Below are 26,253 nucleotides of genomic sequence, written 5' to 3' on the forward strand. Positions count from 1 at the left end.
CAGGATACTCTAACTCGCAAGTTTTAGTAAGAATCCTTCGGGGTTTATAATATAAAATAATATCTGCACACAATCACCTATTTGCCTTTAACTGCCAATTGAAAAACCTTCTTCTTTCCCTTCACTTCCGACGAATACTCATATCCGTAACCATATCTATATCCATAGCCATATCTGTCGGATGTCTTCAAACGAACATCATTAAAAACAACATACGGAGATGGCAACTTTGAATCAACAAGTGATTCGTTTAAAATGTGTAAACTGTTTATCCGCGTAACATTCTGCCGCACTATGTACATGGAAACATCGGCATATTTTCCAAGAATGACTGCATCAGTAACAGCACCTATGGGCGCAGTATCTATCAGAATAACATCAAAATTGTTTTTAAGCTCTGCCATTATTTCGTCCATGCGACCCGATAGTAACAGCTCTGCCGGATTTGGAGGAATAGGCCCGCTTGGCAGCAAATACATGGTATTGTGCTGCACAGCAATGGGCACCAATAATTCTGATACCGGCTTGTCGGAAGTAATCAAATTAGTAAAGCCTTCAGCGGAGGATAAATTCAACATTTTGCTCAGCTTAGGCTTTCGCAGGTCCATTTCCATAATCAGCACTTTTTTACCCGCAATAGCATATATCTGACCCAGGTTGGCTACGATAAAAGATTTCCCTTCACCACTTACACTGGAAGTAAACAGCACGGTAGAAGTTTTTTTACCGGGATTAGTAAATTCCAAATTGGTACGGAATACTCTGAACTGTTCTGCAATGAGCGACCTGCCTTCCTCTTGCAAAGAGATAAAACCTGAAGACTTGCTATGCCCGATTTCTGCAATCACCGTAACCGGACTTACAGCAGCTACATCATCTCTATTCTGAATTTTGTTGTTTACATAAGACTTCAATATAATAAAGCCGGTTGGCAACGCAAGACCAATTAAAACACCTAATAAAAGGGTAGTTGATTTTTGCGGAAAATAAGGTAATACATCCGCCCTGGCAGATTGAATAATAGTGGCATTGGATACATTCGAAGCTTTAGCAATAGCAGTTTCTTCCTTCTTTTGCAACAAGAAAGAATACAACGCCTGCTTCACATCCTGCTGCCTTGAGATATCGAGAAATTGCCGTTCTTTCTGCGGTACACTGCTGATTAAATTGTCTACCTGGCTGTTTTGTACCTTTAATTGTTTATTGGCAATGAGTAAGGATTCCTGCTGGTTTTGCAGGCTTTTAAGCATATCCAACCGTAAATTCTGAATTTGGGTATCCAGATTTGCAATAACAGGATTGGTCTCTTTTACAGAAAGCAGTAGTCGGTCGCGCTGTATTTGCAAGGTGTTATACTTATCTACCAATGCAAGAAAAGTAGGATCGTTGGATATTAAAGAAGGTACCGGGCGCCGGTTATTCGTCTCCTGTTTAATATAGTCAATCATGGTTTGTACCACTTGCATCTTTACCTGTAAGTCGTTTCCCTGTTGAAGATAAGCACTGCTGTTCTGTATTAATTGTTGCGACTGTGCCGAGAAATCAGCTATTCTGTTCCTCTGTTTAAATTGTTGTATATCCGTTTCAATACCACTCAAATCGGTACCTACCAAGGCAATTCTGTTGTTGATAAACTGCAATGTGCTGTCAGAAATCTTATTCTTTTCATTCAAATCCCGCTGGATATAAGCATTCATCACATTGCTCAGCACTTCTACTCCTTTGTCGGGGATGTTGGTGTTATAGCTTAAGTTGATAACAGTAGCTTTAACATCCATAAGTTTGGCAGAAAGATTACTGGCTAAACCTGCTGTAGTGTAATCAGGATTATTGATGGATACAATATAAGTATCACTATAATTGAAAGGGTTTGCAGTACGCGTAAGGAAATAAACTTTTTTACCAATGCGCAGCGAATCATTAAAATGTCCGGCTACCGTACTGTCGCCAAAATGGAGAATAAACCCGTTATCTTTTTGAAAATTAATGGTAAAAGAAGATGGATTGAAGGTATTATCAACTGACCGGTAATACACATTAACAGGACTGGAGTTATACAGTTCTACTTCCCTTACATTCCCTTTATGGTAATAAGAGATATTTAAGCTCATCTCATCTACTACCTTCTTGTACAAATCTAACGTTTGCAAAATAGCCAGTTCATTGTACACGTTGCTTTTCATATTAAAAAGCGAGCTGAAAGCCATTCCATCGGCACTTCCGGCCAAGCCCTGCGTAGCACCGTTTTTATCGTCTTTTATCAGCACTTGTGCATTTACCCGGTACATAGGCGTAGCATAATGTACTTTAAGCCAGGCCACCGCTACGGCGATGGAAATGCATATAACAAACAAGTACCAATAATCAATAACTTGCCCGATAAACTTTTTACTGTTAAAAGAGGTTTCGCGTTGGTCTTCTGTATAAGATTGCTGATCCATTTACTCACTAAAAATTAATGCGTGAAACAATAATGACTGCGAATGAAAGCACGGAGGTTAAAATTGTTATGTTTCTTGTTCTCACTGCATCTACACTCGCGATTTTGTATTTACTTGGCTCTACGTAAATAATATCGTTTGGTTTTAAGTAGAAATAAGGCGAGCTAACAATGCCTTTAGAGTTAAGGTTAAGTCTTACCATTTCCCGGTTATCAGTGGAAGAACTATCTCTAAGCAGCAGCACATTTTCTCTTTTGCCAAAAATGGTAAGGTCGCCAGCCATGCCCAACGCATCAAAAATGGTTACCTTTTCATTCGGCATTACATAAGAAGACGGGCGGGCTACTTCGCCCAATACGGTAATTTTAAAATTGGCATACCGCACATTTACTACGGGGTTATTAAAATATTTATCCACTTCTGCCCTTATCTTATCCTGTGCCTGCGCAGTAGTCAGACCACCAACCTTTACTTTACCTACAAAAGACAGTTCTACATAGCCGTCCTTATCTACCAGATAGCCGTTGATTGCCTGCTGTCCCAATCCGCCAATGCCTACTGTTGTAGCACTAACCGGTACTGCAGCCGTTACACCATTTACCGTATTGGCACTGTTCAGCAGGGCAGACACATTATTGTCTATGGTTTGTATGGTAATAGTCAGCACATCATCGGGTTGTATCACGGGGTTTTTAAAAGGCATTGTTTTGGCTAAAGTAGGACGTGCGGTATCCGGCAAATCGTGAAAATAGGGCACGCTCCTGTAAGTAGTACAGGAAGATAAAGATAAAATACATATAGCCGGCAGTAGCAGCAAACCAAGGGCTCGTACAAATAAACTAGGCATCAGTTATGTTTTCAATTGGGTAATTAAATGTATTCGATAAACGAGGCGTGATATTATTTCAAATACAATGAGTAACTTAAAATGTAATGAAAATTAATTGGATTTTATGTTAACTATTAATATATAATGAATATTGTTATTTAATAATGTAAATGCTGCTATTTTTTATCTGCCTTCTTTATAGAAGGGTATTTTAAATTTATATAAAAGCCAGCCCATCTCCGGTTTCAGGCAATAATCGCCTGCGTTTGCTGCTTGTTATTTGACCTGATAAAATAATACAGTAAAATAAAAACAACGATATACGCACAGATATTAAAACAGGTATGATGGTCAAATGGTAAAATGGATATATAATGGTTGTGGGTAGCTAAGCTTACCAAGGCAATACGCATCATATTTAAAAGAACAATTGCAGCAACTCCCCCCGCCATCCATTTCATTTTATACCATGCCGCGGCAGTATGTGCAGTTACAAAAGCTATCCAAAATGCCATTATTTGCACACCCAGGCAAGAGTAGCCAATAGACACTCCGCCACCGCCGGTGGCAAATGAAAGCCGTGCAGGATAGGTATATTTAACAGCATAACCCAAAAGAGTAAGCAGCGCACCTGCCCCATGTGCCAGCAATGCGGCAAACCAGCTAACCACATCAAAATAATGCGCTAATACCGGGAAATAAATCTTTCCGCCCGGCACTGTTACTCCTATGTATGCATAGAAAGCAAAAGAGAGCAGCGCAAAAACGGCGAGGAACTGAATGGTATTGAAGTTTCCTTTACCAAAAATATCGAGTGGCCTTATTGTCAACGAAATTGGATTTATGGTACAAAAATAAGCATACCCGTTAATGGCTGTCTTTAAAAAGCCTTTAAAATACTGGCATACAGGCGGCCAAAAGATTAAATATAGCTGTTAAACAGTTAATCTGTAAGCCTGCGACATCTTTAGCACCATAGTCGCAACAGCAAGGCTGGTTCGAGGCCCCGCGATTCCGGCCGCATGGTGTAAAGCGTACTTCATTTTAAATTAAGTACATTGTTTATCAACCCTGCTTAGCATAAAGCACCCCATTCCGGATGCTGCAATATCATCCAAAATGGGGTGGTACCGGCGGGTTCCCGCAGAAATCAGAAGATAATTTAGCCGGCTGTATAATTATTATATCATTTTCAAATTGAGTTCGGCAGATTAATAAGATTATGCAACTGATTTATCTCTACCGGTTAACCGGACTATCTACCTCGAAATGGTATAAGTAACATACCTGCTCTCTAAACCATAGCTCGTAGTGTAATGCCTGCAACTTATACTAAACCCGGCATTAATATCCCTGGTTTTGCTGTAATGCCGGATTGGCTGTGATAACAGTAAATGGTATCGGGAATAATTCATAATGTTTATCAGGATCCTGTTCTTTTGCCCACCATGCGTCCTGAAACTTTCCAAAACGAATTAAATCTTCCCGGCGGAACATCTCATACGCAAATTCGCGACCACGCTCATTCAGTAGTTCATCCAGTGTTAAGGAAGCAGTGGTATATTTTTCTTTATCGAAATCGCTTGCAGAAAAATTTCTTTTTCTAACCTGGTTAACCAAATCAACAGCTTCCTGTGTAGCAGCGCCACCGTTTAACCGCATTAAACATTCTGCCTTCATGTACAAAATATCAGCATATCTGAAAACAACCATATCGTTGTTCATATTTACAAATCCATTGACACCATAGTTGCCAAAATTCTGTTCAATCTCATATTTTATATTCATTACACCCTCGTTATCATTTGCATCCATCAGATCACCAATTTCCGGTGTTATCACCATTTCCTCATCACTCCAGTTGTAAATGGGCTGCGTATCGCCGTTTTCATCCACATACGTTTGCGGACCAACTATCCATTGATTGATACGCGCGTCTTTTTTTGAATACAGGTTGTAGAAAGATGCTTCTGTACTGATTTTGCGCCAGCCATACCATACCGAATGATCTTCAGAATACCTGGCATTGATAATATTCTCATGAATGTTCTGTTCAATAAAATTGAAATTTTGTGCATTGTTTGCATCAAAAGGAACAACATAAATATTTTCATTGCTGTTTTCGTTATGCACACGAAAAGGATCATTCCAATGTGCATCCAGTTCGTACTTGTTGGAGCTGATAATATAATTACAAGCATCCAAACAATCCTGGTAATGGTCTTCACCTGTCACCGATTGTGCATTCAAATAGAGTTTGGCGAGTAATGCATATGCTGCTGTTTTAGTAAAATGCCCATACCAGTTGTCATCGCCTTTTTCACTTAAAGCAGGAATACTTTCCTTAATTTCCTTTTCTATAAATTTAAATACATCTGCTGCTGTATTGTTGGTAGGATTGGCACCGCCCACATGCTCAACAATTGGGATGTTGCCAAAGTCGCTCCATGCCCAATAATAATGTAGTGCCCGTACCATTCTTGCTTCGGCAATCATCTGCTCTTTGCTCACCGGCAGGCTCATAGTACTTACATCTACATTCTGTATGTTATCAATAAAGTTGTTACAGTAGCCAATTGCCTGAAACATGTTCTGCCATTCTGCAAGTATCCATGCGTCCTGTGCAGCCCATGTATGCTTGTGCAGCCGTATCCATTGACCTTCCTGATCAATATAACCAAACAACACCGGTACACAAGCCTCATCGGTTGTAAATTCTGTTACCTGAAAATGCACCTGGTAAATATGTGTCTGCAAAAAGCTGTATGGCAATACATAAGCAGCTACCACCTGGTTGGCAGTCTGATAAAAATTACCGGGCGTGTTTTCGCTATATACTTTCTCTGTTAATTTCTTTGTGCAATTATTAAAACACAAAATCACTGCAATAAGCAAGAGGAATATAGATGTATGAGACAGTATCTTTTTCATAGTATTCGTTTAAAAACTAAAAATTAATATCTACACCAAATGTGTAATTACGCGTGTTGGGGTAGTAGCTGTAATTTGATTCTAACCCAGGTCCATTGTCTGTTTCTGAATTGGGATCGGCAGGATAATAGTTTACCTGCAACTCAGGATCGGTACCCGAAAAGCCGGTAATGGTAAACAGGTTGGATGCAGTAAAATAAAAATGAACATTCTGAATGTAAGTAGAACGTTTTATGGGAAGTGTATAACCTAAGCTCACATTTTCAGCCTTCAGGTATGCACCGTTTTCAATGTAATAACTTGAAAATAAAGGCGCATCGTTAAGCTTTGTATTAAGTACAGAAGTAAACAGGTTGTTCCTGGAGTAAAAGGTCGCATTTTCGTGAAATATTCTTTTAGCATTTACTGCTTTAAAGCCTGCAGCGCCTTTCAGTAATATAGATAAATCAAATCCTGCGAGGCCAAAATTGTTGGTAAGACCATAGGTATATTTTGGTATGCTGTTTCCAAGATAAGCATAATCATCCGGCCCAAGGTCATCCTGCGAAATGGTTTTACCTTCTTTATCTAAAAACTGCCATTTACCTTCGTCTGTTAATCCGCCAAATACTGGTCCGTAAAAAACAGCTACCGGCTGCCCCGGCGCCAATCTTTGTATAGCAATCCCCTCGGCTACCCGAGTAATATCAATGGCTGACCCAAAGAATTGGTTGCTACTTACAGAAAGTATTTTATTTTTATTATAAGCAGCCGTTGCAGTAAGATTCCAGTTAAACTTCTTGGTATTGATGAGTTTTGCATTCAATAAAACTTCAATTCCTTTATTACTCATCGTACCTGCATTGGCATAAATATTTGGAATAATATACGGAGGTAGTTGCGCGCTGTAGTTGCCTATCAGGTGCTTTATTTTTCTGTCGTAAACATCTATTGAGCCACTCAGCCAGTTGTCTTTAAACAAGCCGAAATCAACACCTATGTTTACTTCGGCTTTTGTTTCCCATTCCAACAATGGGTTGGCATTGGTAGCTGGTCCATACGGCAAAACCCATGTACCGCCATCTGGCGTGCCGATATAGCCATTTTGCGTACCTGTAAAAAAAGGAAGTATAGTTTGCAACGACTGGTAAGGCACCAACGCACCCTGGTTGCCAGTTATACCATATCCGGCACGCAGTTTAAGGAACTTAATGGCAGCCGAATTGGCTAAGAAGTTTTCTCTGCTTAACACCCAACCGGCAGAAACACCGGGAAAATTGCCCCATTTTTGATTGGCGCCCAACACCGATGCACCTTCTCTTCTTATACTAACGTTCAACAAATATTTCTGCTTATAATCGTATATGGCTCTGCCAAAAAAAGCGAGGATTGTTCTTTCATTTCCATAACTACCTACGGCAAGACCGCTCCTGTTGAAGTTGGGATCAAGCGCACTTAAGGCACCACCTGATCCAAGATTGTAATAGGAAGTAGCATTGGAGATAAAACTATTGTTTCCTGCATTGAAACCTTCATTGAAGATGTCCTGGTAAGAATAGCCAGCTATTACATTCAGGTGATGATCGCCAAAAGTGTTATCATAACCAAGCGTTGCTTCCAACACATTATTCGTCTCGTTATTTTCAGACCGGGAAGCTTGCCCGTTGGTGCCATTAATGATTTGGAAAAATTCATCTACATCTGAAAATGAGCCACTCAAAGTAGCATTCTCGATTAACGAATAAGTAACTGATGCAGTTAATGAGGGAAGAATATGATAAGCAGCATTAGCCGTTCCTAAAAAATTACGCTCTTTGGTGTTAAACGAATTCTGATAAATGTTTGCTACCGGGTTCCACTGCAAATGAAAAGGCACATCGTTTTGAAAATAAGTGCCATTCTCATTGTATATTGGATAGGTAGGATTCATATTGAGCGATTGTGCAATAGCACCATAGTTGGCAAAATCTCTTTTGCTAAAAGAGTTTACTACGGTCAATCCAAAGTCAAGCTTGTCATTCAACGCTTTTGTGTTCAACCGGAAAGTAGCATTTACAAAATCCCTATTAGATCTTAGGTCAATGCCCTGAATGTTGCGGTAATTGACCGCAGCATAGTAGTTGGTTTTTTCATTGCCACCACTTACAGACACATTGTGCGAGTGGCTAACCGGTGTTCTGGTTACGGCATCAAACCAATCCGTATTGCCGCCCTGGTCATCTATATCAGCCCCAATTTGCGCTCCGAAGGCTTTATATTGTGCTGCATTGAGCACATCGTATTTTTTAGCGATAGACGATGTGGTAACATAACCACTGTAGTTCACCTTTACAGTACCAGGCCTGCCCCTTTTGGTAGTAATAATAATAACACCTGCCGTTGCACGAGACCCATAAATAGAAGCTGCCGATCCATCTTTCAATATGTCAATGGAAGCAATGTCGTTGGGGGCGATCGTTTGCAAATTTCCACCTGGTACACCATCAATTACCACTAATGGCTGCGCATTATTACCTGTAATTGTTGCCGGCCCGCGTAAAGAAAAATCAATGCCGGCATTCGGGTCGGCTCTGTTGGTATTACTTAAAGACAAACCAGCCACTTTACCGGCAATTAACGTAAGCGGATCATTAATCAACCCACTGTTGAAATCCTTTGCGGTAACGGTGGAAATGGCACCTGTAACCGTTTCGCGCTTTTGTGTGCCATAACCAATCACTACCACCTGATCGAGTACATTACTGTTTGCCGCCATCTTTACAAGCAAAGAGTTGTTACCGGATTTTACAGTAAATGTGTTCACCACATTTGTTTCGTAACCTACATACGAAGAGGTGATAGAATACGTGCTGCCCACCTTCAACCGCTGGAAGGTAAACACGCCTTGTGTATTGGTAATGGTAGTAAATCGTTCGCCGCCCGAGGCGCTGGCAGCCAATACAGAAACGCCGGGCAGAGGGTCGCCTTTTTCATTAAGTACCGTTCCGGTAAGCGTTGCAGTACCTTCCTGCGCCAGTACCGGAAGCTGCAATAATAGTAGCAGTACAATTTGCAACCATCTTAATTGTTGGGTCACTTGTGTGTTGGCTTTTTTCATAAAGCAAGGTGTTTCGTTGTATAAATGTGTAGCATTAGTTTTTTACTATTTAGCCGTATTAAGGGTGTCTAAAAAAGTATCGATTTTCTGATCCGAAGCAATGTTTTTCCGGGTGAAAACATAAGCGTGCTGATATGAAAATGAATGGGCTTGTTTGGAAGCATTTCTCATAGCAGGATAATTAGGACAATGCAATTATTATTGGCAATCGTGGCGTACATAACAAATCTAACTATAAGTTTTGAAAGTAGCAATAACTCCTGCAGGTAGATGTACAGCAAGAAACAGCTACCAAATTGCTTCAATATTCTTCACTTTCCACACCTGTTTTAGCCAGGTAAAGCATTGTATTTATTTGTTTTGAAAGCACCGTTTTATACCACTTTTACTTAGGTTTACATATACAATGTTATAGCTTATGAGCTTTGCGTAAAACACACTGTTTGTTACGCTGTTTAAATAGTATTGCACCATCTTTTAAGGAGGCGCGAACAGCAAATTATGCTAACACAAAAAATTAGTTCTTTTTATCTAAAATTGAATTATTTTTATATCAACCTTTAAAACATCAGATGCCTCATGAAAGCTGCACTGATTATAACTGCTGTTTAAACATTCGTACACCATTTATTATCATTCATAATGGAAAAGTCAGTTAAGATTATTTTGTTTGTTATACTGGGCATTGTCCTTATCAATTTCATTGTAATGCTATTCGGCAACAGCAGCATGAAAGACATCAGGAATGATCTACAGCAGGCAAAGCGCGGCACCGATTCGGCGCTTAATGAATTGCAGTATTCACAAAGCAAGCTCGATTCCATTAAGTCGGATATGATTAATCTACAATCTCACCTCACCCAAATACAAGCTCAGGTGGCAGTGAATGATGCCGCTAAAAGAGTGGAAGAAGCAAGAAATGAAAGCAGGGCAGCCGAACTGAAGAATAAAATAAAACAAAGCAAACCACGGCTCTCAACAGACAGCCTCCCCGGTATTGACGTAATAGTATTAAAAAACAGATAATGATGCTTACCAATAAATTGCTGCTTCTGATAGGACTGTTTTTCGTTAGCATGTTGCAGTACTCCGTATGTTTTTCCCAGCACAACATCATTCAAATAACCGATTCTACCGGACTGCACTCGTATGCGGTATTAAGGGGTGATACACTATTTATAAACTACGATACAGCATACATCCTGAATGGCAGAACATTTAAGCTGCTGCAAAACAATTATAAAAGCGTTCAAAGTGGCAATCCCGAACTGAGCAGCCTTTTGGCAAATTATAGTGCTTTGATTGACCTGCAGGACAGTATGCTGCAATCAAAAGAAATGTATTATCAACAGTTAAGAGGCAGCTTCGACAGCCTGGTGGGCAATACGACCAGCTTTGTTAAAAGAACCGACACGAATATCAATATCATTAACCAATCCTTATCCAGCGCTACGAGTGAGCTGAACAATGTAAAAGCATTATTAAACGATTCGTTGAGCAAATTAAAACAGGAAAACCGGCAGAAATTTAAAATAGCTATTGGTGCTTTCACCGTCGGGATTGGTGCAGCAGCACTGGTTTTTCTGATTGCCAAATAAGACTAAACCTGTTTTCTTTGTAGCCGCTTAACATGAATAACCATCCTTTAAACTTAGGACTCCGCTTTGTATTAGAAATTATCCTGCTCATTATTTTTGCTTACTGGGGCTTAAGCAGGTTTATGGGCATCAGCAAGTATGTTATCGGTATAGGATTGCCGTTGGTAATTGCTGCTATTTGGGGCGTTTGCAGGGTAGAAGGAGATCCTGGTAAAGCAATGGTAGCTATACCAGGCTGGCTCAGGTTGTTGTACGAGGCATTGCTTTTTGTTTCGGCAGCTTATCTGCTTTTTCAATTACAAATGGATACATGGGCATACCTGTTCATCATTGTTTCCATCCTTCATTATCTTTGTTTCGGCAGCTTATCTGCTTTTTCAATTACAAATGGATACATGGGCATACCTGTTCATCATTGTTTCCATCCTTCATTATCTTATTTCTTACGACCGCATTAGCTGGTTGTTGAAACAGTGATGTTACAGTAGTTGACACAAGGTGTAGTAAATTCTTATTGATTAAGTGTTGCAGCCAAAACAGTTTGTATTATTTTGCCACTTTCAATCCTTACTTTATACACCTTGTCATTTGCGTAACGACACTCTTCAGTTATGTATTTTCAAAACAAAGACAAGCCCGGTCATACGTATGTTTTCTTAGAGTTAAATTACACAGTGCAGATGGGTGCATAAGGCACATATTGCATCTTTTGTTACAATTTTGAAATTGCATTTTCGTATAACAATTTTTACATGAAAAAATAAATGATGGATACCGATGCTTTACTCACCGAAATAACTGTATTTGCCGATACAGCGCATGGCAATCAAATGCGCAAATACACGCCCGAGCGATACATTGTTCATCCGGTACGGGTGATGCGAACCTGTAAAGATTACACCCAGGATATAGCAGTATTAGCGGCAGCACTTTTGCACGATGTGTTGGAAGATACACCGGTTACGAAAGAAGAATTAAAAGCATTTTTATTACAACGCATGACCGGGGAAGAAGCAATCAAAACCGTACAACTGGTAGAAGAATTGACCGATGTGTATATAAAAGAAAACTACCCAACATGGAACCGTAAAAAGCGCAAACGAAAAGAAGCAGAGCGGCTGGAAAAAGTGAGTGCAGAAGCACAAACGATCAAGTATGCTGATATTATAGATAATGCACCGGAGATAACCCAAAAAGATCCTGATTTTGCAAAAAGGTTCATTCCTGAATACCGTGCCTTATTACATAAAATAACCAAAGGAAATCCGGCTTTATACCAAAAAGCACAACAGGTAATAAACAATTGTATGCTGCAACTTTAGCTCCCGTCATTGCGAGGCACGAAGCAATCTGTGGGTAGCCTTAAATCAATACTGATAGCTTGGTTGAACTTTATGATAACCGAACCTGCCAGGTGAAACAACTTAAATAGCATATCTTGATTGTACTACCATCCACAGACTGCTTCGTTCACGCTCGTAATGACGTTTATATCATACTTCCAAACATCCAACGCATTACAAACATTATACTACTATACCGGCACAATTACTACTCTTTCCTCTCTCCCTTCAACGTAACTATTGCACCGGGTGCATTGGTATTAAAACTGGGCTTCAGGTCAACGGTTATCGCCTTGCCATCAAAATGACAAGTTATCGTTTCTGTATGCGGACTTTCAATATAGCGCATTACCAGTTTCAATGTATTATCATCCATCCACGTATAATCATCCGCAATCTTGAAGGCTGGCAATCCGGCAAGACTATGATTGCCATTTACTAAATAAGGCCCACGCATAGTGGTTTCGCCCTTTTCCCATTTACCTGCACCAAAACTTAAGTTGTACGTGGCAGTATCTGTTTTCACTGTTAGCAGGCACTTGTTGTTCTTAAAATCAAACGACAGGGTTTGTATGTGTTTATCATTAGGCATTATGTTAAACGTTTTTCCGTTGATATTTTTTAATGTCGCCGAAGTAAGATGATTTTCCGGAACAGGCAGTGCCAGCGATGCCAGCTTTTGTTGCAATACGGCATCTGCCTCCTTATCGGCAGGCAATTTACCTTTATGCATTGCCGGCAGCAAAATATTCCAGATGAGGTTCAGTTCGCCCTGCATATCTGCAGTTTCCGAGGTAATAGCAATTACCGCATCTTCTTCGGGCATTACAATGGCATATTGCCCAAAAGCACCATCGCCACGATAGGCATTGTGGCGGCAGCGCCACATTTGATAACAGTACCCCTGCTCCCAATCGCTCGAATCCCTTTTAGCCTGTGGCAAATCGGGATGTTGAATAATCTTAGCCGTACTCGCTTCTTCTACCCAGCCCTGCGGCAAAATTCGTTTACCATTCCATATACCTTTTTGCAAAAACAACTGCGCAAACTTCGCTATGTCTTCTGTTTTCAACCGCAGTCCCCAGCCACCTGTATTGATGCCTTTCGGACTGGTTTCCCAGTCTATGCCTGTAATCTCTAATGGTTCAAATAACCTTGGCTTTAAATAATCCATTACTTTCTCGCCGGTTACTTTTTGCACAATAGCAGATAGCATAAACGTAGCCATCGAATTGTACAAAAAGGTAGTGCCCGGCTGGTGCGCAATGGGCAGGGCTAAAAAACGACGTACCCAATTCGTATCCGGCACAATAGCGCCCGTAGGGTCCGGCTCCTGCCCTACCGACATGGTGAGTAAATCCTTTACCGTTAGTTGCGATAAATAAGGACTTACTGTATCGGGCAGTTGATCGGGGAAAAAGGAAACGATTGTATCATCTAAGGAAAGCTTGCCTTCTGCTTTTGCAAAACCCACTGCTGTAGCCGTAAAACTTTTACTTAAGGAATACAATGTGTGCTTCAGATCGGCACGATAAGGATTCCACCAACCCTCGGCTATCACCTTGCCATGCCGCAGCAACATAAAGCTGTGAAACTCGTGTTTGCTATTTGCCACCGAATCTAAAAAAGTGGTAATACCCCGTGCCGAAACACCTTCCGCTTCGGGTGTGCTGTGTGGTAATGAAGTTTTTGTTTGCGAAAAAAGTGGCGCCTGCAGCAACAGGAGTGCTGCTAAAAAGAAGACTGATTGTTTCATAAGCATTTTAAAATAAATAGCAATGAAAATAAACTATAATTAAATTGAACAATCTATATTTTTTAAATAAGTATCTGTTTATATTTGTTATGATTACACTATTGCTTAGCTATGTTTTAAACCGCAGTTCGTTTGGCGAGACCGCTCCCCACGGTGAGACAACCAAAACAAACCAATACCACTTTGGCATTGTTAATGCTTTAGGATTTTTTAGAATGTACATCACTTACCAATTTTCGGGATTAAATACATATTTGTATGCAAACTATTTTCATTAACCATCGTGAGATTCTGACGCCTGATTTTTTTACTGTGTATCATACGGCTGATGGCAATAAATACAACAGGATTGAAAATGAACTAAATCACAACATGTTTACCGAACATATAAATGTAATAAAAATTGAACTATACAGAAACGGAACACAAACGAGTCATCCAACATTGAAGGACGTCATTTATAAAGACGATTACAGCGGCAATACCATCGCACAATACAGTTTTATATAGGCAGCATGTAGCAACCATATTACACAAGTACAACACTTCGCCTTGCAGCAATGTCTTAATTGCATTGTTAGCATTTGTATGCTATTACAGATATTCAGCGAAAAATGTACTCGCTTTTGCTACCCCGTCATTACAGGCGGAGCAAGGCAATCTATGCTAAGCTGTAAACCAGTATTGATAGCTTACTTCAAACGTTATATCATTATTATGAATCAATCAGGATAATTATCCTGATTGTAATACCATCCGCAGATTGCTTCGCTGCACCCGCAATGACGCTTGCACCGGCGCCCCAACGATGCTCGCACCTCCCATACAAAAGCATCTGCTTACAACAAGCATCCATCATCATCAACATCCCAACCATACACTTCTTGCCTATCTCTCAAAATAATACTACGTTTGAGCAACAATAAAACTGTATTATCTAACCTGGCAGGTTCAAGAACCTGTCAGGTTATAGAGAAACCTACCATCATGAGTTTGTATGCTATTACACAGTACCAAAACGAACTGGAAAAAATTATTCAATACGGCGGCAGCAAAAAAGAAACCGCTATCCGCAATGCATTTTATTATTTGCTGAATGAATACGCGCGCAGTAAAGACCTCATGCTCATTGCCGAAATTTCTACCAAAAACAAAGGGGGCAAAATCATTACGCCCGATGGCACGCTCAAAGACTATATCCGTAACGATTGGGGCTATTGGGAAAGCAAAGATGAAAGCGATGATATAGACGAAGAAATTCAGAAGAAATTCAACAAAGGCTATCCATCCGATAACATCCTGTTTGAAGACTCGCAAATTGCCGTTCTCTACCAGCATGGCGGCGAAGTGATGCGTGTAAACATGCGCGATGATGAGCAATTGCATAATATTCTCACGCGCTTTTTGCAGTACGAGCGCCCTGATGTACACGACTTTCGCGAAGCCATCGAAAAATTCAAAGAAGACATTCCAAAGGTTACTGAAGCCATCCGCCGCATTATTGAAGCGGAACAAAAAAGCAACAAGGACATGCAGGCGGTACAGGCGGCTTTCCTTGCCATGTGCAAAGAAGCCATCAATCCCGATATTACGGCTGATGATGTAAAGGAAATGATGATTCAGCACATCTTAAGTGCCGACATTTTCAACACCATTTTTGATGAGCCGCACTTTCACCAGGAAAACAATATTGCCCGCGAACTCAATACCATTATTCAAACCTTTTTTACCGGCAATGTGCGCCGCAATACACTCGGCAGCATCAAGCATTATTACGATACCATCAATGCGCGTGCGGCTACCATTGCCGACCACCACGAAAAACAAAAGTTTTTGAAAATTGTTTATGAAAACTTTTACAAAGGCTACAACCCCAAAGCTGCCGACCGCCTCGGCATTGTATATACGCCCAACGAGATTGTGAACTTTATGATACGCAGCACCGACTACCTCTTGCACAAGCATTTTGGCAAAACACTCGGCGATAAAAATGTGGAAATACTTGACCCTGCCACCGGCACCGGCACGTTTATTTGCGACATTATAGATTACCTGCCTGTAGGCAAACTGACCAACAAATACAAGAACGAACTGCACGCCAACGAAGTAGCCATTTTGCCCTATTACATTGCCAACCTCAACATTGAATATACCTACAAGCAAAAGACCGGCAAGTACGAAGAGTTTAGCAACCTCTGCTTTGTGGATACGCTGGACAATACCGGCTTTCACTGGGCAGGCAAGCAAGGCAGTTTGTTTGGCGTAAGTGCCGAAAATGCCGAGCGCATCCGCAGGCAAAACGAGCGCAGGATAAGTGTGATTATTGGCAACCCGCCGTATAATGCAAAGCAGGAGAATTATAATTTTCAGAACGCCAACAGAGCTTATAGAGAAATTGATAAACGAATTAAAGACTCTTATATAAAACAAGGCACAGCGCAAAACCAGATTGTGGTGTACGATATGTACACGCGCTTTTATCGCTGGGCAATGGATAGGTTGAATGATAATGGCATTATTGCATTTGTAACTAACAGAAGTTTTATAGATGCAAGAGCATTGGATGGTTTTAGAAAAATTATTCAGGATGAATACGACCACGCTTACATTATAGATACTAAAAGCGATGTACGCGCAAATCCAAAAATTGCAGGCACAACGCATAATGTATTTGGTATTCAAACCGGCGTTTGTGTAATGTTTTTGGTAAAAAGTACACACAAGCAATTGAAGCCGCACCCATGCCGCATTGAATACATTGCATTAGATGATGATTGGCGAAAAGAAGAAAAGTGGGCTTGGTTTGCGGAGCATAAAATTGAGAATATCGAGTTTGATAATATCACACCGGATAGAAATAATAACTGGATTAATCAATCTGAAAATAATTGGGAAGAATTGGTTCCGTTGATTGACAAAGAAGCAAAAGCAGGAAAAAAGAAGGAAGCTATTTTTAAATTATTTGCTAATGGTCTTGAAACGGGTAGGGATGAGTGGATGTTTGATTTATCAGAGAAATCATTACTAACTAAAATAAAGTTTTACATCAATATATTTAATCAAAGTGTTAACGCTGGAGAGGTTATAAATTCTATCAAATGGAATAGGGATTTAAAAAATCTATTCTCAAGAAAGATTAAAATAGAGCTTGATAAATCAAAGATTCGTAAAGCTCATTTTCGTCCATTTAATAAAATGCTTTTTTATGCTGATTCAAATTTGAATTATTTGCTTACAAACTTTCACTATGAAATGTTTTCAAGTAATTTAAATGAATCAAATAAAGTAATTGCAATATCCGGAATTGGTTTCACACAGCCATTCCATTGCCTTGCATTTGATACATTAACAGAGAGGCATACTGTTGAAAAATCACAATGTCTTCCACTTTATCGCTACAACAAAGAAGGACAACAACAAGACAACATCACCGATTGGGCGCTCCATTTATTCAACGATTATTATCGTCAAAACGAACCTTCATCGCCGGTATGTTATGCAGGCAGCAGTGAATTAAGAGCGGAGTTTCTGCTGGATGTTCCCCCGGCAAATACCATTTGTAAAGAAGCCATTTTTCAGTATGTATATGCCGTACTGCACCATCCCGCTTACCGCAAAAAATATGAACTGAATTTAAAACGTGAGTTTCCCCGCATTCCCCTGTACGACAACTTTCATCAATGGGCAGCCTGGGGCAAAAGGCTGATGGACTTGCATATTCATTATGAAACTGTTGCGCCATATCCTTTGGAAAGAAATGATGCGGCCGTTGAACAGAAAGCAGGCGTAAACTTGGATAGTTTTTTTAAGCCAAAACTAAAAGCAAACAAAGAAAGTGGTGAGATAGCCATAGATGCCATTACCACTTTATCCAACATCCCAACAACTGCCTGGGACTACCAACTCGGCAACCGCAGCGCCCTCGAATGGATTCTCGATCAATACAAAGAAAAGAAACCAGGTGATCCCACTATTGCCGAACATTTCAATACCTATCATTTTCACGATTATAAAGAACACGTCATTAATTTACTCCAGCGCGTATGCACCGTAAGTGTGGAGACAATAAAAATTATCGGGGAGATGCCGTAACAACGTCATTGCGCCGCCCGTCATTGCGACTGCGAGGCACAAAGCAGGAAGCAATCTGTGGGTGGTAGCACAATCAACATAAGCCTCTAATGATGCATGTTAAACTTTGTTATAAATATTCCAGCTAAGCCATCTATGATGATTTATAGCTACCCACAGATTGCTTTGCTACCGCTTGCAATGACGGGCGCGCGAATAACACATTACAAACAACCCATCCTTTTATTTTACCCAATTGCTAAATTTTAAAATATAAAACACCTACTTTAGAGCCATAAAACATTGCCATATATGAATAGCTTGCCCGGCACTGCCAAAGCTAAGGCTGTGCCTCTCTCCGAACGCGTAAAAACCGTAAAAATCAAAACCACCTTCGCACCGCAGCAACGCCTGTATTCTTTAGATGCCTTGCGCGGCTTCGACATGTTTTGGATCATGGGGGCCGAAGAAATTTTTCACAACCTGTACAAAGCCACCGGCTCACCTTTCTGGGGCGCTATCTCCACCCAACTCACGCACCCCGACTGGAATGGCTTTCATTTTTACGACCTTATTTTTCCACTTTTTTTATTCATGGCGGGGGTGGCAACACCCTACTCCATAGGTCGCGAGCTGGAGAAGGGTAAAAGCCGACAGCAATTGCTGTTGCGCGTTATTAAAAGAGGATTGATACTCGTGCTGCTGGGCGTTATTTACAACAACGGACTAACGGAATTAAAACCCATTTCGGAGATACGTTTTGCCAGCGTACTGGGGCGTATTGGCCTGGCGTATATGTTTGCCAACATCATTTATCTCTACACCAAAGAGCGCGCGCAAATAATATGGTTTGGCGCTTTATTAATTGGCTATTGGCTCATTATGAAGTTTGCATCAGCGCCCGGCTTTCCGCCCGGCGACCTTACCATGCAAGGCAACTTTGCATCGTATATTGACCGTACTATACTACCCGGAAAACTCTACCTCGGCATTCACGACCCCGAAGGATTGTTTTCTACTATTCCCGCAATTGGCACCGGCTTGCTGGGCATTATGGCGGGTAACCTTTTAAAGAAAACAACGATTAGCGGCGAAAGAAAAACTTTGTGGCTGGCTATTGCGGGCGTTATCTTCCTCCTCCTTGCGCAACTGTGGAATTTAAACTTTCCTATCAATAAAAACCTGTGGACGAGCTCTTTTGTATTGCAGGTAGGCGGCATTAGTTTGCTGCTATTATCTCTTTTTTATTATATTATTGATGTAAAAGGTTATCAAAGCTGGGCGTTTTTCTTCCGCGTGATTGGCATGAATTCGATACTTATTTACCTGTCTGGCCACTTTATCAATTGGGGATATACAACTACCGGTTTCTTTGGCTGGCTCGGCGATTGGATTGGTAATCCGTACAATGCCGTAGTGATGGCAGTGTGCTATGTAGGTATTAAATGGCTGTTCCTTTATTTTATGTATAAAAAGAAAATCTTTTTGCGGGTGTGAGTCGTCATTGCGACTGCGAGGCACGAAGCAGGAAGCAATCTGTGGGTGGTAGGAAGATCAAAATAAGTCTGTAATAATGAATGCTAAACTTTGTTATAAATATTCCAACAAAGCCATCTATGATGATTTATAGCTATTCACAGATTGCTTCGCTCCGCTCGCAATGACGAGGGATAGCTTTAACACCTGCTCATTGCCTCTTCAACTTATTTTGGTTACTATATGCTTATTCTTTCCGCAATCACACAACAAAGCAATCTGTGCTTGGTAAGTAAATCAGGGTTAAAATCACTTATCATCTACAATTGTATTACCCACCATCAAAAAGTAATACAAAGCAACATTTAGACAAATGAAGGGATAAGAAAAATCAGCTACTGATATATCACCATTCACAGATTGCTTCGCCTGCGTGTACATTAAACGCATCTCACATAATCCCGCTACTACTCCGCCATCAAAAACACCGCTTGCAGTGCTTTGGCATACTGCATTACGTTGTGTGCGCAGGCTTCTTTCTCACTTGCCATATCATAATCTTCAGGGCGCTTGTTACCGGGAAATTCTACCGTCAGCAATGTCATAGCCGGACGGCTCAACAACGTATCATCTTCACACACTGCCGTACTTGCCCAGCCACCAAGCGATACGCCATAGCCGCGATTGCCTGCCAGCCAGCTGCCATGAATATTGCGTGGCTGCTTGGTACCAACCGGCGCAATAGCCGGATCGCAATAGTACAACGCTGTATATGAATTTGCCAGTTGATTGCCGGGTGCACAACCATTATGACGACAGATATACTGAGCAATGTTTACAGCCAGGGTGCTGTCTTGCTCAAAACCTTGTGCAATGCCGTTGCAGTCGGTACGCGGATCGGCGTAAATGCCTGCTCTGTTTTTATCGCGGATGGCATGTACATTGGCTATGCGCGAAGGACGAAATAGTTGAATGACCTGCAGTAATAACTGGTTTTCCATTTCAATGCTGCGACCTGCAAAATCAACCGGTTCGTCTTCGTTAAACGCTTTGCCAAACGGCGGCATTTGCCGGTTAGGGTCTGGATGAAAAGCATCGCTGTAGCGGCCAATATTGCTGGTACTGCCAATTTCGTTTTTATATGTAGCTGCCAGTGCCGCATTATCGGGGAAAAGAGAAGGAATAATAATTACATTATAATAAGGCTTTACATCACCTTTCGACAACAATTCAATCAATTGCTTAGCCACCGATACAGAAGACAATTCCGAGCCATGCACGCCACCAATTACCAGCGCATTTTCGTTACTTATTCCGGGGAAATAATGAATATCCAGCGGACGTAATTGCCTGGTGTAAGCCAATACCGCCTTTACCGGAGTAGTGCTTTGCAGCATATTTTTTATCACCAGCGACGAACCGGATAAAACACTGTTGGTATTGGCCGGAATACTGTTTTCGCCTGTAGGTGCATCGTCTTTATTAGCGGATATTTCGCTGCTATTGGTTGAGATGTTGGCGGCAGCGCTTAAGGCAACTGTCATCAGTAATAAGATTACAATCTTTCGCATGTTGTAAGGTTTGGGCTAATAAATCAATGGCTTATCTATAGTGGGTTATAAAAAGCGCTTTGGTTTTAAAATAAAGGCAGAATAAACAATCTATCCTGCCTTTCTCTTCTTTATTATTGTGGGTTATTGTCTTCCGGGTTTAAGGTCTGCTGTTTAAAGTTCTTTTCAGGGTTTAGGATAAAAAAGCTGTTGTTTAAGGTTTGGGTTGAAAAGAACTTTTTTAACGGGTTTATAGTTGAGTGTTTAAGGTCTTTAGTGTTGAAAAAGCTTTTTACCGGGTTTAAGGTTAAATATTGATGATTTAGGGTTGAAAAGCCTTTAATGGGTTTAGAGTGAAACGTATATATAGATTTACAGTTTTATAAATTCTACCCGCCTGTTTTGTGCTTTGCCTTCAGCCGTTTTGTTGTCGGCTACAGGTTGCGTAGGTCCTTTACCTTCTGTTTCAAGGTGTGCTGCATCTATGCCAAATTCTTTTATCATCATATCCTTTACGGCGGCAGCTCTTTGCTTAGATAGTTCCATGTTGGCGTTTAAATCTCCATCACTGCTGGTATGTCCTACTATTTTTACTTTAACGGTCGGGTTTTCTTTCAGCACACTGGCTATGTCTTTTATTACACCATACGATTCGGGTTTGATAGTTGCACTTTGAAAGTCGAAGAGAATACCCGTTGTACTGAATTTACCTTCTTCAATCAGTTTGTGTCTTGTATCGGGTACGCCGGTAGCCACTTTGATGTTAGTAAGATAATAACCAATTTCATCGTCTTTGTAATTGCTGCCTTCCATTTTAAAGAACAACTGGTTGAGTGTGTCTTTGGTGTTCACGCCGCGTGGTATATCAAAGATCTTCGTTTCATTCACCCAAATACGGAACCTTGTTTTTTGTACCTGTATAGCATAGTGCAGCGGTTTATTAATTGCCTTCATAAAGCCCGGCACTTCTACATTATCGCTGCCAAAGGTTCTCGCATGGTCCAGATTGCTTTCTACACTGGCAATACCTTCCCTGTTCGGATGAATTTTTACTTCTACATCGTTATAATCATCATATTCTCTCAAAAACCGGTTATCGCCATTATCCTCACCACGGCTGCTGAATAGTCCAAACTCTATATTGGGCATTACATAGCCTGTTTCTTTGGGATTGAAATAATAAATAAGGTCAAATTCCACGGTGTAGTTGTCGCCAAACTTGCTCTTGTTACCACTCAGCAGTGTATTGTTTTGATAGCCCCTCACCCACTTGCCTGTTACCCCTTCAATAGTCATTATTTCGCCTTTGCCGCTGGAGTTCCAGGTAAGCGGCAGTTCGCCTATGGCATCCTGGTTAAAGTCTTCGGCATACAGCACTTTATCACCGGGCACAAAATCAAATTTGGAGTAGGCTTTGATGCCAGCAGGCTTTTCTTCTTTAGGCGCATCGCTGGCAGTTGCTGTTGTATTGTTATCCTCGGCAGCTGGTACAGCATCATTCGTATTCGTGTTGTTTTTACCTTTTTTTACACTGTTTTCTGCGGCATCCAGTGTTTTATCCATTGCCTGGTCAACCTTTGCATCTGCACGCTGCTGCGCCTTGCTTTTAGCCTTGTTGAGCAGCGATTTGCCAAGTTGCGCCTGCATGGCAAAGGGTAGGGTCATTAAAATAGCAGCGAAAAATATTTTCTTCATAAGGTGGTGTTTGCTTGTTTTTATCCTTGTTTATGGTAATGATTTCCTGATGTTCAATTCCTGCCTCTTGTTCCTTTCTCTCATTTGCTGATGCAAAACTACCATCACACGTACCCCTGTTTCAATAGCATAAACATGCGATGCCCACACAATGCGGTATCGCACAATTTTGAAGTATGCAATTGCGTATAGCAGCATCCGAAATATTATTTCTTATTTTTGAAGCACATTAGCCATGACTAACTTTTTTGCTACCATACCCTCAATTTTTAAACGCCGGATTTGCCTGCTGGCAATAGGTTTGGTTGTAAGTACAATCATACCTGCACAGGAGTATATATTTAATCATTTAACCACCAAAGACGGGCTGGCATCCAATTTCATCTATTGTTTGTGGCAGGATAAAAAGGGGTTTTTGTGGGTAGGAACAGAAAGCGGGTTGCAACGGTATGATGGCTATAATTTTACCTATCCTTACTATAATGCACCCAACCAGATACCTGAAAAACCGGTACACCAGATAGTAAGCGATAAATGGGGCAGGATGTGGGTACGGCAAGGTAAGACCATTGGTATTTTCAACCCTTCTACTTTTACATTTCATGTAGTGCCGGTACATTTTAAGCGGCCCGTTTCTGACGTATATGAATACGAGTTACAAAAAGACAGTAAGGGCAATGTGTATCTGATAGTGGCGGGCTATAATTGGTTTTACTTCAGCCCGGCTACCTTTTCTATGGAGCAACATGCAGCTCCGTTTCAAATTGCCGACTCGTTTGGCGTAAGAAAAGTAGTGGATGATGCTAAAAACAAGGTAACATGGGTTGCGGGCTCGGGCGGACTGGCCATGTACGATTGGCAACAAAAAAAATTATTTACACACCAAAACAATCCGGCGCACAATGTACTGCTGAAAGATAAGCGCTTTACACACAATGTAACTAACTTTTATATAGATAGTAAACGCCGCCACTGGATTGTATATTGGGATATGACTTCGAAGCGTATTCAGCAATTTTGCTATTGTTATGATGAAACAAAGGGGCGCTTTACCGATGATACCACTGGCATTGCCACCAATATAAAAGGTTATTACGAATTAGACCACTTTACCGAGTTTGCCGATTCGATAGTGCTGTTATATGGCCACAACTGTTTGCAGATAAATGAGGGCAACAGTTTTGTAAGTTTAAGAGACAGCAGCGGCGAGTCTTTTACTATCGATTTTTCTTATGTCTCCGATGTATTGCAGGACCGTGAAAAGCTGCTATGGGTTGCCACCGATAATGGCTTGTACAACACCTTAGCCACCAACAGTCTGAGCAACCATTTGGTACTGGATGAGCAGAAAGCCCCGGCATCTATTACCAGCGTAATGCAGTATGCTGATACTGACATTTGGATAGGCACCTGGGGGCGCGGTGTATTGTCACTTGGCAAAACCATATACGATTACAGCAAAGTAAATATTTACAAACAAAAACCGCCAGATACCGATTACCTCGGCGTATGGGACATGGAGCAAAACCATCTTGATGGCAAAGTATGGATTGGCTGCCAGGGCGGTAAGCTCACACTGTACAATCCTTCGGCCGATGTTACGTCGTATTTACAACCGGCCATCTTTAAAGGCAGTACGGTAAGGCAGGTGGAAGAGGATAAAGAGGGCAATATGTGGTTTGGCTGCCAGAATGGACTGTTGGTAAAATGGAATTATCATAAAAACATCGGCGATACCAATTTCATTCAGGTAGCAAAGCTGAATGCAATTATTAATAGTTTGTTTATTGATAAACGGAACAAGCTCTGGATAAGTACCGAAGGACAAGGCTTGCTGGTGTACGATGCTGCTACCAATAACCTTGAAAAACAATATTTGGAAGGTCACGGCAATGGCAGTCTTTCGGGCAACCACCTGCGCAATGTGGTACAACTGAACGACAGCATTTATGGCATTGCCGGCGATGTATTGAACATACTCAACATTAATAGCAACGAGATAACTACTACCACTGCTTTTTCCGACTTACCGTTAGGCAATATACTGGCAGTGCAGACGGATAATGATGGACAATTTTGGGTGAGCACCGTAAGTGGTATTTTTAAGTATAACAACTATGCAAATACCTACATTAAATACACACAATGGGACGGATTGATAACCATTTACAACAGTAAGTTTGTACTGGAAACGACTGCAAAGCTCAACAATGGCAATATTGTTTTTGCTGGTAACCAAAACCTCGTCAGCTTCAATCCTGCTCAGTTCCGCATGAGGCAATCTCCTCCCGATGTGTCTATTACCGGCTTTGAATTATTTAATGATTACCTGCCGGTAGATTCTTTATTAGGTTTAAAACAAATAAAACTCGCGCATAACGAAAACTCACTCACAATAGGGTTTGCCGCGCTCAGTTTTATGCAAATACGCAAGCTTACCTATTACTACATGCTCGAAGGCGCCGATAAAGACTGGATACAAGCCGAACAACTGCAGGCTACTTATACGTTGCTGCCACCGGGCAGTTATACATTTAAGGTTCGCGCGCAAAACGAAGAAGGCATTTTCTCTGATAATATTACTACCCTTCACATAGTCATTACACCGTCCTTCTGGCAGTCTGTATGGTTTTATATGTTGCTGGCTTTGTCTATGGCAGGGTTGCTTTATTATCTGCATCACCTGCGCATACAGCGTTTGCTGCACGTGGAAAAAGTGCGCACCCGCCTGGCACGCGACCTGCACGATGACATGGGTTCTACCCTGAGTACCATTAATATCCTGAGTAATATGGCTTTGAAAAAAGCCGATACCGACCACAACACAGCAAAGGAATATATATCGCGCATCAGCAACAACTCCTCGCGCATGATGGAAGCAATGGATGATATTGTATGGAGCATTAACCCGGTGAATGATAACATGCGCAAAGTGGCGGCGAGGATGAAAGAATTTGCCGGTAATTCGCTGGAAGCACAAGACATCAATTATACCTTTCACATTGATGAAGATGCGAAAGACCTTGGCTTTGATATGGAGACACGCCGCGGCATTTTCCTTATCTTTAAAGAAGCAATTAATAACATTTTGAAGTATGCTAAATGTACAGAAGTAAGCATTAGTATGCAGGTACAAAAAAAGTGCTTTGTGATTACGATTGCTGACAATGGCGTTGGCTTCGACCCGAATAAACAGGTAGCTGCCCACCGCGGCAACGGGCTGAAAAACATGCAAAAAAGAGCCGAAGGGATGCATGGCGGCAAACTGAGCATTGAAACAGCTATTGGCAAAGGCACAACACTGGTGCTGAAAATACCGCTGTAAGCTGAGAGCTATAAACCACAAGTCACAAGCTGCACACACATTGCTATCAGCTTAAAAAATTGAAGGTTCACGGCTCAAAGTATATCCGCTTGCAGCTAATAGCTTTCTCCTACCGCATACTTATGCTATTGTACACACCACCCTGCAAAATATCTTTGCAGG

General features: G+C 41.1%; 16 protein-coding genes. 8 read left to right on the forward strand and 8 right to left on the reverse strand.

Annotation, left to right across the window (positions count from 1 at the left end; all coding sequences use genetic code 11):
* Positions 1-77: 77 nt before the first annotated feature.
* The 5 genes from FC093_RS11300 to FC093_RS11320 form a co-directional block, all read right to left on the reverse strand.
* The gene (locus FC093_RS11300) at positions 78-2,441 is read right to left on the reverse strand and encodes a GumC family protein (RefSeq protein ID WP_137261893.1); all 2,364 of its coding nucleotides are present in this window, start codon (positions 2,439-2,441) and stop codon (positions 78-80) included.
* Positions 2,442-2,448: 7 nt separating this feature from the next.
* Entirely contained in the window at positions 2,449-3,288 is an 840-nt protein-coding gene (locus tag FC093_RS11305) for a polysaccharide biosynthesis/export family protein (protein WP_137261894.1), read from the reverse strand.
* Positions 3,289-3,515: 227 nt separating this feature from the next.
* Entirely contained in the window at positions 3,516-4,100 is a 585-nt protein-coding gene (locus tag FC093_RS11310; protein WP_137261895.1) for an exosortase/archaeosortase family protein, read from the reverse strand.
* A 514-nt stretch (positions 4,101-4,614) separates the two neighbouring features.
* Entirely contained in the window at positions 4,615-6,201 is a 1,587-nt protein-coding gene (locus FC093_RS11315) for a RagB/SusD family nutrient uptake outer membrane protein (RefSeq protein WP_137261896.1), read from the reverse strand.
* 16 nt (positions 6,202-6,217) lie between these two features.
* The gene (locus FC093_RS11320; RefSeq protein ID WP_137261897.1) at positions 6,218-9,277 is read right to left on the reverse strand and encodes a SusC/RagA family TonB-linked outer membrane protein; all 3,060 of its coding nucleotides are present in this window, start codon (positions 9,275-9,277) and stop codon (positions 6,218-6,220) included.
* A gap of 642 nt (positions 9,278-9,919) precedes the next feature.
* Between FC093_RS11320 and FC093_RS11325 the strand changes: the two genes are divergently transcribed.
* From FC093_RS11325 to FC093_RS11340, 4 genes are all read left to right on the forward strand, one after another.
* On the forward strand, positions 9,920-10,303 hold the full coding sequence (locus tag FC093_RS11325) for a hypothetical protein (RefSeq protein WP_137261898.1): 384 nt from the start codon (positions 9,920-9,922) through the stop codon (positions 10,301-10,303).
* Positions 10,303-10,875: a hypothetical protein gene (locus tag FC093_RS11330; protein ID WP_137261899.1), complete on the forward strand. Its 573-nt coding sequence runs from the start codon at positions 10,303-10,305 to the stop codon at positions 10,873-10,875. The genes FC093_RS11325 and FC093_RS11330 overlap by 1 nt, the downstream gene beginning before the upstream one ends.
* Before the next feature lie 32 nt (positions 10,876-10,907).
* Positions 10,908-11,333 carry a YrdB family protein gene (locus FC093_RS11335; RefSeq protein ID WP_137261900.1) on the forward strand — a complete coding sequence of 142 codons (426 nt, stop codon included), beginning with the start codon at positions 10,908-10,910 and terminating at the stop codon, positions 11,331-11,333.
* Between the two features lie 306 nt (positions 11,334-11,639).
* Positions 11,640-12,197, forward strand: a complete 558-nt coding sequence (locus FC093_RS11340; protein ID WP_240743270.1) for an HD domain-containing protein — start codon at positions 11,640-11,642, stop codon at positions 12,195-12,197.
* A 229-nt stretch (positions 12,198-12,426) separates the two neighbouring features.
* On the opposite strand, the gene FC093_RS11345 is transcribed toward FC093_RS11340, so the two are convergent.
* Complete coding sequence (locus FC093_RS11345) at positions 12,427-13,974, reverse strand: serine hydrolase domain-containing protein (RefSeq protein WP_206106553.1); 1,548 nt, start codon at positions 13,972-13,974, stop codon at positions 12,427-12,429.
* Between the two features lie 258 nt (positions 13,975-14,232).
* Between FC093_RS11345 and FC093_RS11350 the strand changes: the two genes are divergently transcribed.
* The 3 genes from FC093_RS11350 to FC093_RS11360 all read left to right on the forward strand — a co-directional run bounded on the left by FC093_RS11350 (position 14,233) and on the right by FC093_RS11360 (position 19,542).
* Positions 14,233-14,484: a hypothetical protein gene (locus FC093_RS11350; RefSeq protein ID WP_137261902.1), complete on the forward strand. Its 252-nt coding sequence runs from the start codon at positions 14,233-14,235 to the stop codon at positions 14,482-14,484.
* Positions 14,485-14,886: 402 nt separating this feature from the next.
* Positions 14,887-18,066, forward strand: a complete 3,180-nt coding sequence (locus FC093_RS11355) for a type ISP restriction/modification enzyme (RefSeq protein ID WP_206106554.1) — start codon at positions 14,887-14,889, stop codon at positions 18,064-18,066.
* A gap of 291 nt (positions 18,067-18,357) precedes the next feature.
* Positions 18,358-19,542, forward strand: coding sequence for an acyltransferase family protein (locus FC093_RS11360; protein WP_137261903.1), 1,185 nt, complete (start codon positions 18,358-18,360; stop codon positions 19,540-19,542).
* A 446-nt stretch (positions 19,543-19,988) separates the two neighbouring features.
* Here FC093_RS11360 and FC093_RS11365 read toward each other — a convergent pair whose 3' ends face one another.
* Positions 19,989-21,092, reverse strand: a complete 1,104-nt coding sequence (locus FC093_RS11365; protein ID WP_137261904.1) for a M14 family metallopeptidase — start codon at positions 21,090-21,092, stop codon at positions 19,989-19,991.
* Between the two features lie 351 nt (positions 21,093-21,443).
* Positions 21,444-22,766, reverse strand: a complete 1,323-nt coding sequence (locus FC093_RS11370) for an OmpA family protein (protein WP_137261905.1) — start codon at positions 22,764-22,766, stop codon at positions 21,444-21,446.
* A gap of 235 nt (positions 22,767-23,001) precedes the next feature.
* Between FC093_RS11370 and FC093_RS11375 the strand changes: the two genes are divergently transcribed.
* Positions 23,002-26,091, forward strand: coding sequence for a sensor histidine kinase (locus tag FC093_RS11375; RefSeq protein WP_137261906.1), 3,090 nt, complete (start codon positions 23,002-23,004; stop codon positions 26,089-26,091).
* Positions 26,092-26,253 lie beyond the last annotated feature (162 nt).

Origin of the sequence: Ilyomonas limi, assembly GCF_005233845.1 — a bacterium.
Classification (GTDB): domain Bacteria; phylum Bacteroidota; class Bacteroidia; order Chitinophagales; family Chitinophagaceae; genus Ilyomonas; species Ilyomonas limi.